This is a genomic window from Pseudomonas sp. CDFA 610 (assembly GCF_021147865.1).
Lineage (GTDB): Bacteria > Pseudomonadota > Gammaproteobacteria > Pseudomonadales > Pseudomonadaceae > Aquipseudomonas > Aquipseudomonas alliivorans.
On record NZ_JAGTPM010000008.1, the window covers coordinates 100,130 to 114,667 of the forward strand.

15 protein-coding genes are annotated in these 14,538 nt (G+C 59.0%); 9 read left to right on the top strand and 6 right to left on the bottom strand.

The window, feature by feature from the left end; translation table 11 throughout:
- Positions 1–96: 96 nt before the first annotated feature.
- The 4 genes from KDX39_RS16215 to KDX39_RS16230 form a co-directional block, all read right to left on the bottom strand.
- Positions 97–528, bottom strand: a complete 432-nt coding sequence (locus KDX39_RS16215) for a DUF2628 domain-containing protein (RefSeq protein WP_231661052.1) — start codon at positions 526–528, stop codon at positions 97–99.
- Positions 529–617: 89 nt separating this feature from the next.
- On the bottom strand, positions 618–1,592 hold the full coding sequence (locus KDX39_RS16220) for a DUF6508 domain-containing protein (protein ID WP_231661053.1): 975 nt from the start codon (positions 1,590–1,592) through the stop codon (positions 618–620).
- Between the two features lie 149 nt (positions 1,593–1,741).
- Positions 1,742–2,833, bottom strand: coding sequence for an endonuclease/exonuclease/phosphatase family protein (locus tag KDX39_RS16225; RefSeq protein ID WP_231661054.1), 1,092 nt, complete (start codon positions 2,831–2,833; stop codon positions 1,742–1,744).
- 46 nt (positions 2,834–2,879) lie between these two features.
- Positions 2,880–3,542, bottom strand: a complete 663-nt coding sequence (locus tag KDX39_RS16230; protein WP_231661055.1) for a YciC family protein — start codon at positions 3,540–3,542, stop codon at positions 2,880–2,882.
- A 195-nt stretch (positions 3,543–3,737) separates the two neighbouring features.
- On the opposite strand from KDX39_RS16230, the gene KDX39_RS16235 reads away from it, so the two are divergent.
- The 3 genes from KDX39_RS16235 (at position 3,738) to KDX39_RS16245 (ending at position 5,793) form a co-directional block, all read left to right on the top strand.
- Complete coding sequence (locus KDX39_RS16235) at positions 3,738–4,433, top strand: DUF2076 domain-containing protein (RefSeq protein ID WP_231661056.1); 696 nt, start codon at positions 3,738–3,740, stop codon at positions 4,431–4,433.
- A gap of 232 nt (positions 4,434–4,665) precedes the next feature.
- On the top strand, positions 4,666–5,142 hold the full coding sequence (locus KDX39_RS16240; RefSeq protein WP_231661057.1) for an NYN domain-containing protein: 477 nt from the start codon (positions 4,666–4,668) through the stop codon (positions 5,140–5,142).
- Between the two features lie 39 nt (positions 5,143–5,181).
- Positions 5,182–5,793: a 3'-5' exonuclease gene (locus KDX39_RS16245; RefSeq protein ID WP_231661189.1), complete on the top strand. Its 612-nt coding sequence runs from the start codon at positions 5,182–5,184 to the stop codon at positions 5,791–5,793.
- Here the strand turns inward: KDX39_RS16245 and KDX39_RS16250 are convergent.
- Entirely contained in the window at positions 5,771–6,277 is a 507-nt protein-coding gene (locus KDX39_RS16250) for an Lrp/AsnC family transcriptional regulator (RefSeq protein ID WP_231661058.1), read from the bottom strand. The genes KDX39_RS16245 and KDX39_RS16250 overlap by 23 nt on opposite strands.
- A gap of 167 nt (positions 6,278–6,444) precedes the next feature.
- Here KDX39_RS16250 and yedA point away from each other — a divergent pair, with 167 nt between their 5' ends.
- Positions 6,445–7,359: a drug/metabolite exporter YedA gene (yedA, locus tag KDX39_RS16255; protein WP_231661059.1), complete on the top strand. Its 915-nt coding sequence runs from the start codon at positions 6,445–6,447 to the stop codon at positions 7,357–7,359.
- A 62-nt stretch (positions 7,360–7,421) separates the two neighbouring features.
- The gene (locus KDX39_RS16260) at positions 7,422–8,750 is read left to right on the top strand and encodes a DEAD/DEAH box helicase (RefSeq protein WP_210070700.1); all 1,329 of its coding nucleotides are present in this window, start codon (positions 7,422–7,424) and stop codon (positions 8,748–8,750) included.
- 80 nt (positions 8,751–8,830) lie between these two features.
- Here KDX39_RS16260 and KDX39_RS16265 read toward each other — a convergent pair whose 3' ends face one another.
- The gene (locus KDX39_RS16265) at positions 8,831–10,414 is read right to left on the bottom strand and encodes a peptide chain release factor 3 (RefSeq protein WP_231661060.1); all 1,584 of its coding nucleotides are present in this window, start codon (positions 10,412–10,414) and stop codon (positions 8,831–8,833) included.
- Positions 10,415–10,712: 298 nt separating this feature from the next.
- Between KDX39_RS16265 and KDX39_RS16270 the strand changes: the two genes are divergently transcribed.
- Genes KDX39_RS16270 through KDX39_RS16285 form a run of 4 tightly spaced genes read left to right on the top strand, consistent with a single transcriptional unit; the run spans position 10,713 to position 14,212 of the window.
- On the top strand, positions 10,713–11,471 hold the full coding sequence (locus KDX39_RS16270; protein ID WP_269439925.1) for an ABC transporter permease: 759 nt from the start codon (positions 10,713–10,715) through the stop codon (positions 11,469–11,471).
- 14 nt (positions 11,472–11,485) lie between these two features.
- Positions 11,486–12,379, top strand: coding sequence for a glycine betaine ABC transporter substrate-binding protein (locus KDX39_RS16275; protein ID WP_231661062.1), 894 nt, complete (start codon positions 11,486–11,488; stop codon positions 12,377–12,379).
- A gap of 13 nt (positions 12,380–12,392) precedes the next feature.
- Entirely contained in the window at positions 12,393–13,046 is a 654-nt protein-coding gene (locus tag KDX39_RS16280; RefSeq protein WP_099226680.1) for an ABC transporter permease, read from the top strand.
- Entirely contained in the window at positions 13,043–14,212 is a 1,170-nt protein-coding gene (locus tag KDX39_RS16285) for an osmoprotectant ABC transporter ATP-binding protein OsmV (RefSeq protein WP_024684685.1), read from the top strand. Before KDX39_RS16280 ends, KDX39_RS16285 begins: the two co-directional genes overlap by 4 nt.
- Positions 14,213–14,538 lie beyond the last annotated feature (326 nt).

Genomic DNA, 14,538 nt, shown 5'->3' on the forward strand with positions numbered 1-14,538 from the left:
AGCGGCATGAATCAAGGCTGATTGGGGCCGATCATTCAGAACAAAAAGCCCGCACATCCGTTGAGTGTGCGGGCTTTTGGCAGACAGGGCTGTCGATCAGATCATGCGAAACCCTTTGAACGGATTCCAGCCCTGCTCACCTTTGACCTCTTTCAGGTAGTAGGCATAGTTGGTCGTCATTGCATACATCAGCGAGCCCGCGACATTCATGCCGGTGCCTATGGCGTGAGAGAGTTCCAGTCCGAAAATCGCTGGCACCACACTCAATAGGATATTGATTCCGATCAGGATGCCCAGCAGGGCGATGCCTTTCTTCCAAAGACCGAGGACGAAGAGATAGATCGGTCCGAAGAAAAATGCGATGAAGTTCATCTGCATCAACAGTTTTTTCCCGAAGCCCGGCAGTGCCTTGAACGCGATGTTGAAGCCCGGATCCTTCGGCGCGCCGTGTGCGTCGAAGAAATCGAAGCGTTCTTGCCATTTGGCGCTGTATTTTCGTTTTGGCTGTGCGTGGTCTGTGATGCTCATGCCTGAACTCCTTGTGGTCTTGAGTATAGTTTGGATAGCGATGTGGCGATTCAGACGGCTTTTTCGGTCACTCTGCGATGAGCCCGGCTTCACGGATCCACATCACCCACGCGCAATACGGATAATCGATTCAAGACACGCAGCACATATCCCTCTTTGATCATCTGGCCGTGATGACCATCACCGAAGCGTTCGCCTCGGGAGCAGTAAGTCAGGAAGGTTTGAATATCGGCCAGGTTTGCCTGTGCGATGTAGTCGGGGCTCTCAAGCTTGTCGTAAGGACGATGGTTGGGATAGTTGGTGTCGCACCAGCAGTCCTTGGTCACTGCTTTGAAAAAGTCGCTTACAACCTGGAAGTAAGTGGGCCAGTACTGACCTTCTTTGTAGATGTGTGTCTCGATTGCAACGCCGTTCGGATAGAGCCTGGGCAGGTAAGACAGCAACTCGTCAATGTCTTCGGGGCCTGGAATCGGTTCGCTGGGCAGGCGTGTTTCAACCGAAGGATGCATCAGAAGCGGCGGAGGTTTAACTGGAAAACGGTGCGAGACATAGAGATCAAATGCCAAGACCTGACCTTCGGTCAGCCGTTGGTCCTTATAGTGATGAACGTCCTTCTGGTATTTCAGGAATGCTTCGGAGCCAATGCCGTCGGCGAATAACGACGCTATGGCTGCAGACTGCATGAGCCAGTAAATGTCAGGCGACTGTTCGCCTGCCTTCGACGTGGCCAGATCCAGTGCGCTTGAGTACAGCGCGTTGGCCAGCATGCGTCCTTCTGCACGCTGCGACTCGCTCTGCGCCAGCGGTTCGGCGTTATCCGCGTGTTCTACCTCGGCGATGTAGGCGTGATAACGAGCCAGTAACGGCGCATCCCTGCCGGTCAAGGGCGGGCAGGTTGGTGGAGAAACCAGCAGCGGTTTTTGTTCCTGAAGGGGCGGTATCCAGTCCGGATTTTGCTGAAGGCGTGATGGTGTTTTTTTGTCAGGTTCGGCGGCACTATCCGACTGTTGTGTCACCGCTTTCTGGCCGAGCCAGGACTTCAATCGATGCAGAAGTTTCATCACGGGAAAACATCCATGGTTTCCCGGCAGGATTCTTCATGCCGGGTGTAAGTTATATGAACACTTTTTGCCTTCCGAAGGACCACAAGCCGATACTTCCGTGTGCAAACGGCACCTTGGGAGGCAAGCAGTCGTGGCGCAATCTCCGGTCTTCAAGGCGCCATCGGCAACAAAAAACGCCCGATTACCGGCAGGTGATCGGAGATCAGCAGCGTGTCGTCACGACGCACTCTGGCGCTGACCCGTTTCAGGCTCGGGCTGTAGAACAGATAGTCGACGGTTCGATCCGGCCCGCTCACGCGAGGATCGTTGGGGAAATAGGTCAGCCATTTGTTGCGATCAATGCCGCCTGCTTCGGCATTGGTCGGGATCATCGGGTATCTGTCCCAGAGTCCATGCAACTCGCTGTCGGCTGCGTAGCCGGTGCGTAACGGTTCCGGCAGGCGTCGGTACTGGCCCAGCGGCAACAGGTTGAAGTCGCCGCCGATCAGCCAGGGCGTGCCGCTGCCTTCGAATGTGTCCAGAAGGTCGCGGGTGGCAGCGATCTGTTTTTGTGCGGTGTCGCTGCTGGTTCTGGCAGCGGTCAGGTGAGTGTTGATGATGGCGAGATGGCCACCGTCACGCAGGGGAAGATAGCTGACCAGCAGCGCGTTCTTCGGCCGAAACTGACGGCTGATGATGTTGGCGTCCGGTATCGGCAGTTGCACGCGTTCGGCACGGTCGATCTGGAAGCGGCTGAGGGTCGCCAGTTTGGTGCCGACGCCGCCCCAAATGTGCGGGCTCGGTACGAACTCGGCGCGCCAGTAAAAGGCTTGTGAGCTGCATGGATAGAGATCCACCACGCGCTCCTGAAGCAGCGCCAGTTGATCCTGATAGTCCGTGTTCTTGGCGTTGTCGTTCACTTCCTGCAGCAGAATGACGTCGGGCTGTTCATCGCGGATGACGCGGGCCACCTCGTCGAGGTTGTAGGCAAGGTCCTCGGGAGTCGGACGTTCGTCCGGGCCGCTGCCATCGGCCATGTCATACCAGAATACGTAGCGCTTGCCAGCCAGGTATTGAATGTTCCAGGTCATGACTTTCAACGCCTGCCCCGGCACCAGGGGCTTTGCTGCCACTTCGGGGTTGCAGCTGGTCTGGGCCGATTCACGTGCGGCCGGGCGCCAGGTCATCTGCTGAATGACGATCAGCAGGAGGGCGGCCAGCAATAGACCCGAGAGTGTCAGGCGTAGCAGGAAGCGTTTCATCGGCTCGACCTGGAGCGCCTTGCGCTCGGTGAGGTTCGCGTTCGGCTCAGGCGGTGTGCTCCGGTTCGCTGATCAACATGAACAGCCGGAACATCACAACGCTGGTAAACAGGTTCAGAAAGCTGCTGATGCTGTCGATGAGCAGCGAAACCGGCGCGCTTTGCGGTTCCGGCATCAGGTAAAGCCCTACACCTTCGAGCAGCCACAACGGAATGTAGACACACAGCACGCAGACCATGATGCGTGTGAAATGCCCAATGGTCATCAACATGCTTTCACGCATGGCCATGAACGGTGTCAGCTTGCGCAGCACCAGCAGGTATTCGCTGAAAGCCAGCTTGATCATCACCCAGATGCCCGGCACGACCAACAGCGACAGACCGAACATGATCAGCAGCGTACTCATGGCCGAGAGCACGGCAAAGGTCGGCCAAAGACGCAAGGCCATCGCCAGCAGGTCACGGGTTGCCGGTTCCTCGCCACGGGTGCGTGCGTCAAGAAACAGAATTAGCGCAGCGGTGTAGAGCGGGTAGAAAAACAGCCCGACGACCAGGCTGTAGGCAGGTGACGCCTCGGCGGACATGGCACTGCCCAAGGCTTGCTTGGCCAGCGCTTCGAGCACCACCAAGGGCAGGCAGAGCATCAGGATGCTGCCCAGATTGCGCCGGAAGAAATAGAGCGAATCCTGGATAACGGTCAACGGGTTCATAGTAGATCGCAGGCAAAAAAGCAGGTCGCCACTTTAGCCCATGCCCTGTGCCGATCCAAGCGCAGCGGCCGCCACCGCAAGGCTTCCTTATCTTTTTTTTCATGTTGTTGAACCGCCGCCGAGCAGCCCCATTACTGATTCAGGTACCGGCATCTGGCCGGACTGTGATTGATAACGGCAATCCGCGAGGTCGCCATGAACCACGAAGAGCAAACCCTGATCGACGGTCTTTTCTCGAAACTGAAAACTGCCGAAACAACGTCCGCCCCTCGAGACACGGGGGCCGAGACGCTGATCAAGGAGCATTTGAATCGCCAGCCCGCCGCGCCTTACTACATGACGCAGGCGATTCTGGTGCAGGAAGCGGCCGTCAATCAGTTGAATCAGCAGGTCAAACAGCGTGATGAACAAATCCAGCAATTGCAGGCCGAACTCCAGCAGGTGAAGAGTCAAACGTCTTCCGCACCTGCCAGCGGCGGGTTTCTATCGAACATTTTCGGAAGCAGCGCGCCGCGAGCGCCGCAGTCTCCACCGGCTGCATCGGGCGGTGGCTGGCGTGACGGGGCAGGCTTCAATCCGGCGCCGGCTCCGCAGGCAGGTTATGGCTCGGCACCAGCGGCTCCCATGGGCAGTGGCTTTCTCGGCGGGGCGCTGAAAACAGCAGCCGGGGTTGCAGGCGGTGTGATGCTGGCTGAAGGTATCAGCAGTCTGTTCAGCCATCACAGCCAGCCGCAGGAAATCGTCGAAGTCATTCACGACTCGCCTGTTCAGGACCAATTCTCAAACAATGATCAAGGCAACTGGGGGCAGCCTGACCCGCAATACACGGCCGATGACAGCTACAACGACGATAGCGGGATGTTCTCGGATGACGACGATTCGTTTGTTTGAGGACGGTCGGTTCAGTTCGTCTGGGCACGTTCAGTGTCGAGGCGGACTTCTGCATAACGATGAGCGCTGAAGCCCGGGCACGATCACCGTATGCCTGATCGTGCCCAGGCTATGCGTTGGCCAACAGACCAATCCATCCCTCAATTCCCGGCTCAAGCTGGCATACTGGGCGCCGGTCCACGTTCCGGATCGCTGTAAACGCAGTGGCCAGCCTGCGTCATGAGGAATTGCGGTGAAGAAGATCGCGGTGTTCGCCGATGTGCAGAACCTCTACTACACCGTGCGCCAGGCGCATGGCTGTCATTTCAATTACGCCGCGTTGTGGGCGGACATCAGCAAGCGTGGCGAGATCGTCCATGCCTTTGCGTATGCCATCGATCGCGGCGACAGCAAGCAGCAGCAGTTCCAGCAGATCCTTCGCAATCTGGGCTTCACCGTGCGGCTCAAACCGTACATCCAGCGCAGCGACGGTTCAGCGAAAGGAGACTGGGATGTGGGCATCACCATCGATATCATGGACTTCGCGCCGCAGGTCGACGAAGTGGTGCTGGCGTCGGGCGATGGCGATTTCGATATGCTGCTCGACCGCATCATCAGCAAACATGGCGTAGAAGCGGTGGCTTATGGCGTGCCGGGGCTGACGGCCAATTCGCTGATCCGCGCCGCCAGTCGTTACGTGCCCATCGAAGGCGCTTTGTTGTTGAAATGACACTGTTGTTGAAATGAATTCAAGGGTTGGACCATCGTGTTGGAACGTATTGCAGTCATCGACTTTGAAACCACCGGGATCTCGCCTGACCATGGTTGCCGTGCGACAGAGATTGCCGTGGTCATCATGGAGCAGGGGCGTATCGTCGATCGCTACCAGAGCCTGATGAATGCCGGTGTGCGCATCCCCGCGTTCATCGAAGGGTTGACCGGTATCAGCAACAACATGATTCGCACCGCGCCCAGTGCCGAGCGGGTGATGGGTGATGTGTGCGATTTCGTCGGTTCGACGCCGCTGGTGGCACACAACGCCTCGTTCGACCAGAAGTTCTGGGACTACGAGCTGTCGCGTATCGAGCGCAAGCGCGAGCAGAGCTTTGCCTGTTCGATGCTGCTCGCTCGCCGCCTGATGCCGGGTGCGCCCAATCACAAGCTCGGCACGTTGACCCAGTACGCACGCCTGCCCAACACCGGCCGGGCTCACCGGGCCATGGCCGATGCCGAGATGGCAGCCAACCTGACGGCTTATCTGACCAACGAGTTGCGTCAGAAACACGGCCTGGCGGGTGTTTCCCACCAATTGCTGTGCTCGTTGCAGAAAGTCCCTGCGGCAAAGATTGGCGAAGCCATCAAGCGCCAGCGCGGGCTTTGAGCAATTTTCGCTCTTTGCCGCTTTCCTGTCGGTCCTGAGGCACCAGATGGCCTGACGGCAGGCTGCGCTCCACCGCTGTCGACAGCACAATCGATGTCTTGCTGAAGCCAAACTGCGCGATGCGGTTGATCAGATCTTCCAGATGGGGCATCGAATCCACCGCAGCGCGCATGATCACGCAGGGGTCGCCGGTCACCCGGTGGCACTGGATCAGCTCCGGTATTTTCCACAGATCGTCATACGCCTGCTGGTTGCCGTGACTGGCCATGCGCAGTTCGATGATGCATTGAACCGGCAGGCCCACTTTCGACAGATCGACCTTGGCCTCATACCCGGTGATGACCCCGTTGGCCTCCAGCTTGGCGACACGTTCGGCAACGGCGGGCGCCGAAAGGTTGACCAGCTTCGCCAGTTGAGCGAATGAGGCGCGGCCGTTCTGCAGCAGCGCGTCGAGCAGAATCCGGTCGTATTTGTCCAGCATCATTGCAGGCCTCCTGTGGCATGCGTGGCGTTTTTGGAAACCAAGGCAAAACCGCCAAACAAGCATTGAATCGTAAGTTTGGCAGTCTGTTAAAAAGGTTTACCTGCTTAATATTAGTGGTTTGCCTTCATACAATAAGCCAACCATAACAATGATCCCCGAGCCTGAACATGTCGCAGTCCGTTCGTTTTTCCCCGTTGCTCATCGGCGCCTTTCTGGCCTTGTACCTGATCTGGGGTTCGACCTATCTGGTCATTCGCATCGGCGTCGAGTCCTGGCCGCCGTTGATGATGGCCGGTATCCGGTTTCTGATCGCAGGGGCCCTGATGTATGGATTTTTGCGGTATCGCGGCGCGCCTGCACCGACCCGGGCGGAGTGGAAGGGCGCGGCAGTGATCGGTTTTCTGTTGCTGACCTGTGGAAACGGCGGGGTGACGCTCGCCGAGCATGCCGGCGTGGCCTCGGGAATCGCAGCGTTGTCAGTTGCGACCATGCCGCTGTTCACCTTGCTGTTCGGCCTGTTCTGGGGCAATCGCACCACCAACCTGGAATGGGCCGGCATCATTCTGGGTTTGATCGGCATTGGTCTGCTGAACATGGGCTCGAACCTGCAGGCCAGTCCTTATGGTGCAGCGCTGGTTATTTTCGCGGCCGCGTCCTGGGCCTTCGGTTCGGTATTGAGCAAACATCTCACCCTGCCCAAAGGGCCTATGGCCAGCGGCGCTGAAATGCTCGTTGCAGGCGCGACACTGCTGATCGGCAGCTTTCTGAGTGGCGAGCGGCTGGAGCAGATGCCGACGGCGGCAGGTTGGGGCGCGCTGCTTTATCTGGTGGTGTTCGGCTCTATCGTCGCGTTCAGCGCCTATATGTACCTGCTCAAGAACGTGCGTCCGGCGGCAGCGACCAGTTATGCCTACGTCAACCCGGCGGTGGCGGTATTGCTGGGAGTGGTGTTCGCGGGTGAAACGATCGGTCTGGTCGAGTGCCTGGCAATGGTGGTGATCATCAGCGGCGTCGTGCTGATCGGCTTGCCGCAATGGCGCAGGCCGCGGCCTCAGGAAGCCGTATCGGCGCGTACAAGCTAACCGAGGCGGGCCGGACAAGGTAAACTGCGCGCCTTGCGCTGAATTTTTCCTACGGTATTCCCATGACATTCGCCTCTCTCGGCCTGATCGAACCCTTGCTGCGCGCCCTTGATGCGCTTGGCTACCAGACTCCGACCCCTGTGCAGGCACAGGCGATTCCTCCGGTTCTGGCTGGCCGTGACCTGATGGCGGCCGCCCAGACCGGCACCGGCAAGACCGCAGGTTTCGCACTGCCGCTGTTGCAGCGTCTGACGATGGAAGGGCCGAAAGTCGCGCCCAATACCATTCGCGCGCTGGTGCTGGCACCCACGCGCGAACTGGCCGAACAGGTTCACGAAAGCATCCGTCAGTATGCCGAGCACCTGCCGCTGAGCACCTACGCGGTCTATGGCGGGGTGAGCATCAACCCGCAAATGATGAAGCTGCGCAAAGGCGTTGACGTTCTGGTTGCCACACCCGGTCGCTTGCTCGACCTGCACCGTCAGAACGCAGTCAAGTTCTCGCAATTGCAGACCCTCATCCTCGACGAAGCCGATCGTATGCTGGACCTGGGCTTTGCCGAGGAACTGCGCGGCATCTACGCCGCGTTGCCAAAACGCCGCCAGACGCTGCTGTTCTCCGCGACTTTCTCCGACCCTATCCGCCTGCTGGCCTCACAGATGCTGGATGACCCGCTGACCATTGAAGTCAGCCCGCGCAACGTGGCGGCGGCGTCGGTCAAGCAGTGGGTCGTGACAGTGGATAAAAAACGTAAGGCCGACCTGTTCATTCACCTGATGAAAAAGCATCGCTGGGGTCAGGTGCTGGTGTTCGCCAAGACCCGTGTGGGTGTCGATCAACTGGTGGATCGCCTGCAGGCGCTGGGCCTGAACGCGGACGGCATTCATGGCGACAAGCCTCAGGCAACCCGTCAGCGTGCGCTGGACCGTTTCAAGAGCAATGAAGTGAAGATTCTGGTGGCGACCGATGTTGCTGCACGCGGGTTGGACATCGACGACCTGCCGACGGTGGTCAACCTCGACCTGCCGATTGTGGCCGAGGATTATATTCACCGTATCGGTCGTACTGGCCGTGCAGGCCTGACCGGCGAGGCGATTTCGCTGGTGTGCGCAGATGAAGTCGAGCTGCTGTCGGCCATCGAAGTGCTGACCCGCCAGACGCTGGAGCGTCGCGAAGAGCAGGATTTCGAACCGGAGCACCGCGTGCCGAGTACCGATGCCAGCGGCCAGATTCTCAAGAAACCCAAGAAGCCGAAAAAGCCGAAGGTCTCGGGCAGCAAACGTAATCTGGGCAAATGGGTCGACAGCGGCGATTCCGAGCCGACACCCGCAGTCAAACCCGTGCGCAAGGTCCCGGTCTTCAACACCGGGCCACGCAAGAAGAAGCCTTGAGTCCTCAACGATGTAGCCATTGATGATGGATCGTTACCACGCACCTGCGTGGTAACGCCGTCCAGGACGCCTTCAGTCGATCAATGGTGCTCGCGAGTGGCGCGGAATTTCACGTCGGGCCAGCGCTCTTCCATCAGCGCCAGGTTCACGCGGGTAGGGGCCAGGTAGGTGAGGTGACCACCACCGTCCAGCGCCAGGTTTTCCACAGCCTTGTTTTCAAACTCTTCGAGCTTCTTCTTGTCGGCGCATTCGATCCAGCGGGCTGACCATACGGTGATTGGCTCGTAGGCGCATTCCACCTTGTATTCTTCCTTCAGGCGGCTTGCGACCACGTCAAACTGCAGCACACCCACGGCGCCGAGAATGATGTCGTTGCTGCGCTGCGGGAAGAACACCTGTGTGGCGCCTTCTTCGGCCAACTGCTGAAGGCCCTGACGCAACTGCTTGGACTTCAGCGGATCCTTCAGGCGCACGCGACGGAACAGCTCCGGTGCGAAGTGCGGAATACCGGTGAAGCCCAGGCCTTCGCCCTCGGTGAAGGTGTCGCCGATCTGGATGGTGCCGTGGTTGTGCAGGCCGATGATATCGCCTGCGTAGGCTTCTTCCAGTTGCTCGCGTTCCGAGGAGAAGAAGGTCAGGGCATCACCGATTCGCACGTCCTTGCCCAGGCGCACATGGCGCATTTTCATGCCCTTGTCGTAACGGCCCGAACAGATACGCATGAACGCAATACGGTCGCGGTGCTTGGGGTCCATGTTCGCCTGGATCTTGAACACGAAGCCGCTGAATTTCTCTTCTTCCGGCTCCACGGTGCGTTCGTTGGCGACGCGGGCCAGCGGCATGGGTGCCCAGTTCACCACGGCATCGAGTACGTGATCGACACCGAAGTTGCCCAGTGCGGTCCCGAAGAACACCGGCGTCAGCTGACCGTCGATGAACTCCTGCTGGTTGAATTCGTGGCAGGCACCCTGCACCAGTTCCAGTTGCTCGACGAAACGCTCGTACTCGTCACCCAGGTGGGCGCGGGCTTCGTCGGAGTCCAGGTTCTGGATGATTCTGGTTTCGGTACGCTCATGCCCGTGACCGGCCGTGTAGACGATGATGTAGTCGTCCGCCAGGTGGTACACGCCCTTGAAATCACGGTAGCAGCCGATTGGCCAGGTGATGGGCGCCGCCTTGATCTTGAGGACGGCTTCGATCTCGTCCAGCAGTTCGATCGGGTCGCGGATGTCACGGTCCAGTTTGTTGATGAAGCTGACAATCGGCGTATCGCGCAGACGGCAGACGTCCATCAGGGCAATGGTACGTGGCTCGACACCTTTACCGCCGTCCAGAACCATCAGGGCCGAGTCGACCGCCGTCAGGGTGCGGTAAGTGTCTTCCGAGAAGTCTTCATGGCCCGGTGTGTCCAGCAGGTTGATCATGTGATCGCGATACGGGAACTGCATGACGGAGGTGGTGATGGAGATGCCGCGCTGTTTCTCCATTTCCATCCAGTCGGATGTGGCGTGACGATCGGATTTACGCGATTTGACCGTGCCGGCAACGGAAATGGCCTTGCCCATCAGCAGCAGCTTTTCCGTGATGGTGGTTTTACCGGCGTCGGGGTGGGAAATGATGGCGAAAGTGCGGCGTTTCGCGACTTCGGCGGCCTGTTGGGTCATGGGAAATCGCCTGGAATGGGATTGAAAAAGGGCGCAGATTATAGCTCAACTCCGGGCAATAACCGAACCGTTCAGTCAATCGGGGGTGGCCAGTTAATGTCTCACGTGGGAACCTTTCGGGTCGTGGAGACGTCCACTCCCCCGTCAAGGCCAGTACCGAGGCCAACTTCCGGGGCTGATTCATCAGCATGTTGGCTTGACGAAGCTGCGCTCATGGCTTGTGTTATCGCCGAGGTCAAACCCTCTATGGCGACCCACCCGCTGCTCTTCGCGAACGTTATTGCCGGTGTCCTGACGGATGCCCGAGTCAACGCGTTCGCCGACTGAAATAAGGAGTCCGCCTGTGGCAAATCGCTATGGCAAGTGGCTATTGGGAGGCGCGGTTGTTATCGCGCTCCTGGCCCTGCTGATCCACTGGATCGGCATCAGTACTATCAAGCAATACCAGGATGACCTGCTGTTCTATCTTCAGGCTCACCTGATTCTGGTCCTGTTTTCGATGCTCGCGGCTTTGGTGGTCGGTATTCCGGCAGGCATTGCCCTCAGCCGACCCAGTATGGTCGGCCGCGCTGAACGCTTCATGCAGATATTCAACATCGGCAACACCGTTCCACCTCTCGCCGTTCTGGCCATTGCCCTCGGGATTCTCGGGATCGGCAGCGGACCCGCCATCTTCGCGCTGTTCCTCGCCTCGCTATTGCCCATCGTGCGCAACACCTACGAAGGCTTGAAGAACGTGCAGGGTTCACTCAAGGAAGCCGCTGTCGGCATCGGCATGACGCCGCGTCAGGTGCTGTGGCGTGTCGAACTGCCCAATGCCGTGCCGATCATTATCGGTGGCGTGCGGGTTGCGCTGGCGATCAACGTCGGTACTGCGCCGCTGGCCTTTCTCATCGGTGCCAACAGCCTCGGCAGCCTGATCTTCCCGGGGATCGCCCTGAACAATCAGCCGCAATTGGTGCTGGGCGCTGCCTGTACCGCTCTGCTGGCGTTGCTGCTCGACGGTCTGGTGATCATCGCCAGTCGCCTGTGGCTTGAACGCGGCCTGACTCGCTGAGCGAAGGAAATACCATGAAGAAGTTATGTTTGTTTTTAGGCTTTGCCCTGTTTTTCCCGGCATTGGCCCAGGCGGCGGAACAACCGCTGCTGCGCGTCGGCGCTCGCGTGTTCACCGAACAGACGCTGCTGGCTGAACTGACAGCGCAATACCTGCGCACCAAGAACTACAACGTGCAGATCACTGGTGGTCTGGGCAGCAACCTGGCGCGAAGCGCTCAGGAAAGCGGCCAGTTGGACCTGCTGTGGGAATACACCGGTGTTTCCCTGGTTGCTTATAACCACATCGATGAAAAGCTCGACAGCGAGCAGACCTACGCCCGGGTGAAGGAAGTCGATGCGAAGAAAGGCCTGGTCTGGCTTTCGCCGTCGAAATTCAACAACACCTATGCACTGGCGCTGCCGCAGAAGGTTGCGGACAAGTACCCGCAGGTCAACACCATGAGCGACCTGACCAAGGTGCTCAAGGATGAAGCCAAAGAGGGTCATGTCGTAGCGCTGGACACTGAGTTCGCCAACCGTTCCGACGGTTTGATCGGCATGGTCAAGCATTACGACATGAATCTCGGTCGTGAAAACACCCGGCAGATGGATGCCGGTCTGGTCTACACCGCGTTGCGCAACGGCCAAGTGTTTGCCGGCCTGGTCTATACCACCGACGGTCGCCTGAACGCGTTCAAGCTCAAGGTGCTGGAAGACGACAAACGGTATTTCCCGGACTACACCGCTGCGCCGGTGATCCGTCAGGAGTATCTGGATGCGCATCCGGAGATCGCCACGCTGCTCAAGCCGCTGGCTGACCTTCTGGACAACCAGACCATGATCGACCTCAACGCCCGTGTCGACGTCGGCCATGAAAGCCCATCCTCGGTTGCCGCAGATTTCCTGCGTCAGCATCCCCTGAATTAAGGAAGGAGACGATATGAGTTTCTTGAGCGCCTTCTCCCATCTGGACTGGGCTCAGGTCCTGCAACTGACCTGGCAGCACATCACGCTGGTCGGCATTGCGGTGACCCTGGCCATTTTCATCGGTGTGCCGCTGGGCGTACTGATGACGCGCTTCCCGGTGCTGGCAGGTCCCCTGCAAGCCAGTGCGACCGTGCTGCTGACTGTGCCGTCGATTGCCTTGTTCGGTCTGCTGCTGCCGTTCTACTCCAAGTTCGGCCAGGGCCTGGGCCCGATGCCGGCCATCACTGCCGTTTTCCTCTATTCCCTGTTGCCGATCATGCGCAATACATACCTGGCCCTGACGGGCGTTGAACCGGGTATTCGCGAAGCGGCCAAAGGCATCGGCATGACCTTCGGCCAGCGCTTGCGCATGGTCGAGCTGCCGATTGCCGTCCCCGTCATCCTCGCCGGTGTCCGCACCGCTGTGGTGATGAATATCGGTGTCATGACCATCGCCGCGACCATCGGTGCCGGCGGCCTGGGTGTACTCATTCTCGCTTCAATCAGCCGCAGCGATATGTCGATGCTGATCGTCGGCGCCGTACTGGTCAGCATTCTGGCCATCATCGCCGACCTTCTCCTGCAATGGCTGCAACGCACGCTGACTCCAAAAGGACTCCTGAAATGATCGAACTCCAGAACCTCTCCAAGACTTTCCAGAGCAACGGCAAAGAAGTGAAGGCTGTCGACTCGGTCAGCCTCACCGTCAACGAAGGCGAGATCTGCGTCTTCCTCGGCCCGTCGGGCTGCGGCAAGAGCACCACGCTGAAAATGATCAACCGCCTGATCATGCCGACCTCCGGAAAGGTGCTGATCAACGGTGAAGACACCACGGACCTGGACGAAGTGACCCTGCGTCGCAACATCGGTTACGTGATCCAGCAGATCGGCCTGTTCCCGAACATGACCATCGAAGAGAACATCGTGGTCGTGCCCAAGCTGTTGGGCTGGGACAAGCAACGTTGCCACGACCGTGCCCGTGAACTGATGAGCATGATCAAACTGGAGCCCAAGCAGTACCTGCATCGTTATCCGCGTGAACTGTCCGGCGGCCAGCAGCAGCGTATCGGTGTGATCCGCGCCTTGGCGGCCGATGCCCCGTTGCTGCTGATGGACGAACCGTTCGGTGCGGTCGACCCGATCAACCGCGAGATGATCCAGAACGAATTCTTCGAGATGCAACGCGCGCTGAACAAGACCGTGATCATGGTCAGCCACGACATCGACGAAGCCATCAAGCTGGGCGACAAGATCGCGATCTTCCGGGGCGGCAAGCTGCTGCAGATCGATCACCCGGACACCTTGCTGGCGCACCCCGCAGACGATTTCGTCAGCAGCTTCGTCGGTCAGGACAGCACCCTCAAGCGCCTGCTGCTGGTCAAGGCCGAAGACGCTGCGGACAACGCACCATCGGTCAGCCCGGAAACCCCGGTGGCCGACGCGCTCGACGTCATGGACGAAAACGACCGTCGCTATATCGTCGTGACCGACAGCGAAAACAAGGCAATGGGCTACGTCCGCCGTCGCGACCTGCACCGCCAGCAGGGCACCTGCGCCCAGTTCCTGCGCGAATTCAATGGCACAGCGGCGTACGACGAGCACTTGCGTATCCTGCTGTCGCGCATGTATGAGTTCAACCGCTCGTGGCTGCCGGTGCTGGATGCCGAAAACGTATTCCTGGGTGAAGTGACCCAGGAGTCGATTGCGGCCTACCTGAGCTCGGGTCGTTCGCGCGGCATGAAGACCAGTATTGTGTCGCCGGCTGAAATTGCACTGAGCGACGCGCAGGCCTGACGGCGAAACCCTTTGCGTTTGTTTCAGGGCTTGGGTCACCCAACGGGGTGACTGGCATGTGTGCCAGTCGCCCCGTTTGCATTTCACGTTTTAAGGTGTTTCCGAGGTCGCCCGAACGAGTGGCGCTTGATGCAGGCCATCAATGGCGGTGGTTTTTGACCTTGAGTCACTGACAGCAAAGCAATCGCGGGACGTATGACCCCTGTCCCGATATTGCACAGGTCAGGAACATCAGCCTGTCACATCGGTCCGTTACACAAGAGGCCAGCGCAGCGGCCGCGACGAACGCGTGTAAAAACGCGACATTTTTTGTTGATCTCAGCCCC

Excerpts from the sequence above, each read along its gene's own strand:
- KDX39_RS16215 (WP_231661052.1), bottom strand. The coding sequence starts at position 528 with ATGAGCATCACAGACCACGCACAGCCAAAACGAAAATACAGCGCCAAA.
- KDX39_RS16225 (WP_231661054.1), bottom strand. The coding sequence starts at position 2,833 with ATGAAACGCTTCCTGCTACGCCTGACACTCTCGGGTCTATTGCTGGCC.
- KDX39_RS16230 (WP_231661055.1), bottom strand. The coding sequence starts at position 3,542 with ATGAACCCGTTGACCGTTATCCAGGATTCGCTCTATTTCTTCCGGCGC.
- KDX39_RS16235 (WP_231661056.1), top strand. The coding sequence starts at position 3,738 with ATGAACCACGAAGAGCAAACCCTGATCGACGGTCTTTTCTCGAAACTG.
- KDX39_RS16250 (WP_231661058.1), bottom strand. The coding sequence starts at position 6,277 with ATGATGCTGGACAAATACGACCGGATTCTGCTCGACGCGCTGCTGCAG.
- yedA (WP_231661059.1), top strand. The coding sequence starts at position 6,445 with ATGTCGCAGTCCGTTCGTTTTTCCCCGTTGCTCATCGGCGCCTTTCTG.
- KDX39_RS16260 (WP_210070700.1), top strand. The coding sequence starts at position 7,422 with ATGACATTCGCCTCTCTCGGCCTGATCGAACCCTTGCTGCGCGCCCTT.
- KDX39_RS16265 (WP_231661060.1), bottom strand. The coding sequence starts at position 10,414 with ATGACCCAACAGGCCGCCGAAGTCGCGAAACGCCGCACTTTCGCCATC.
- KDX39_RS16270 (WP_269439925.1), top strand. The coding sequence starts at position 10,713 with ATGCCCGAGTCAACGCGTTCGCCGACTGAAATAAGGAGTCCGCCTGTG.
- KDX39_RS16275 (WP_231661062.1), top strand. The coding sequence starts at position 11,486 with ATGAAGAAGTTATGTTTGTTTTTAGGCTTTGCCCTGTTTTTCCCGGCA.
- KDX39_RS16280 (WP_099226680.1), top strand. The coding sequence starts at position 12,393 with ATGAGTTTCTTGAGCGCCTTCTCCCATCTGGACTGGGCTCAGGTCCTG.
- KDX39_RS16285 (WP_024684685.1), top strand. The coding sequence starts at position 13,043 with ATGATCGAACTCCAGAACCTCTCCAAGACTTTCCAGAGCAACGGCAAA.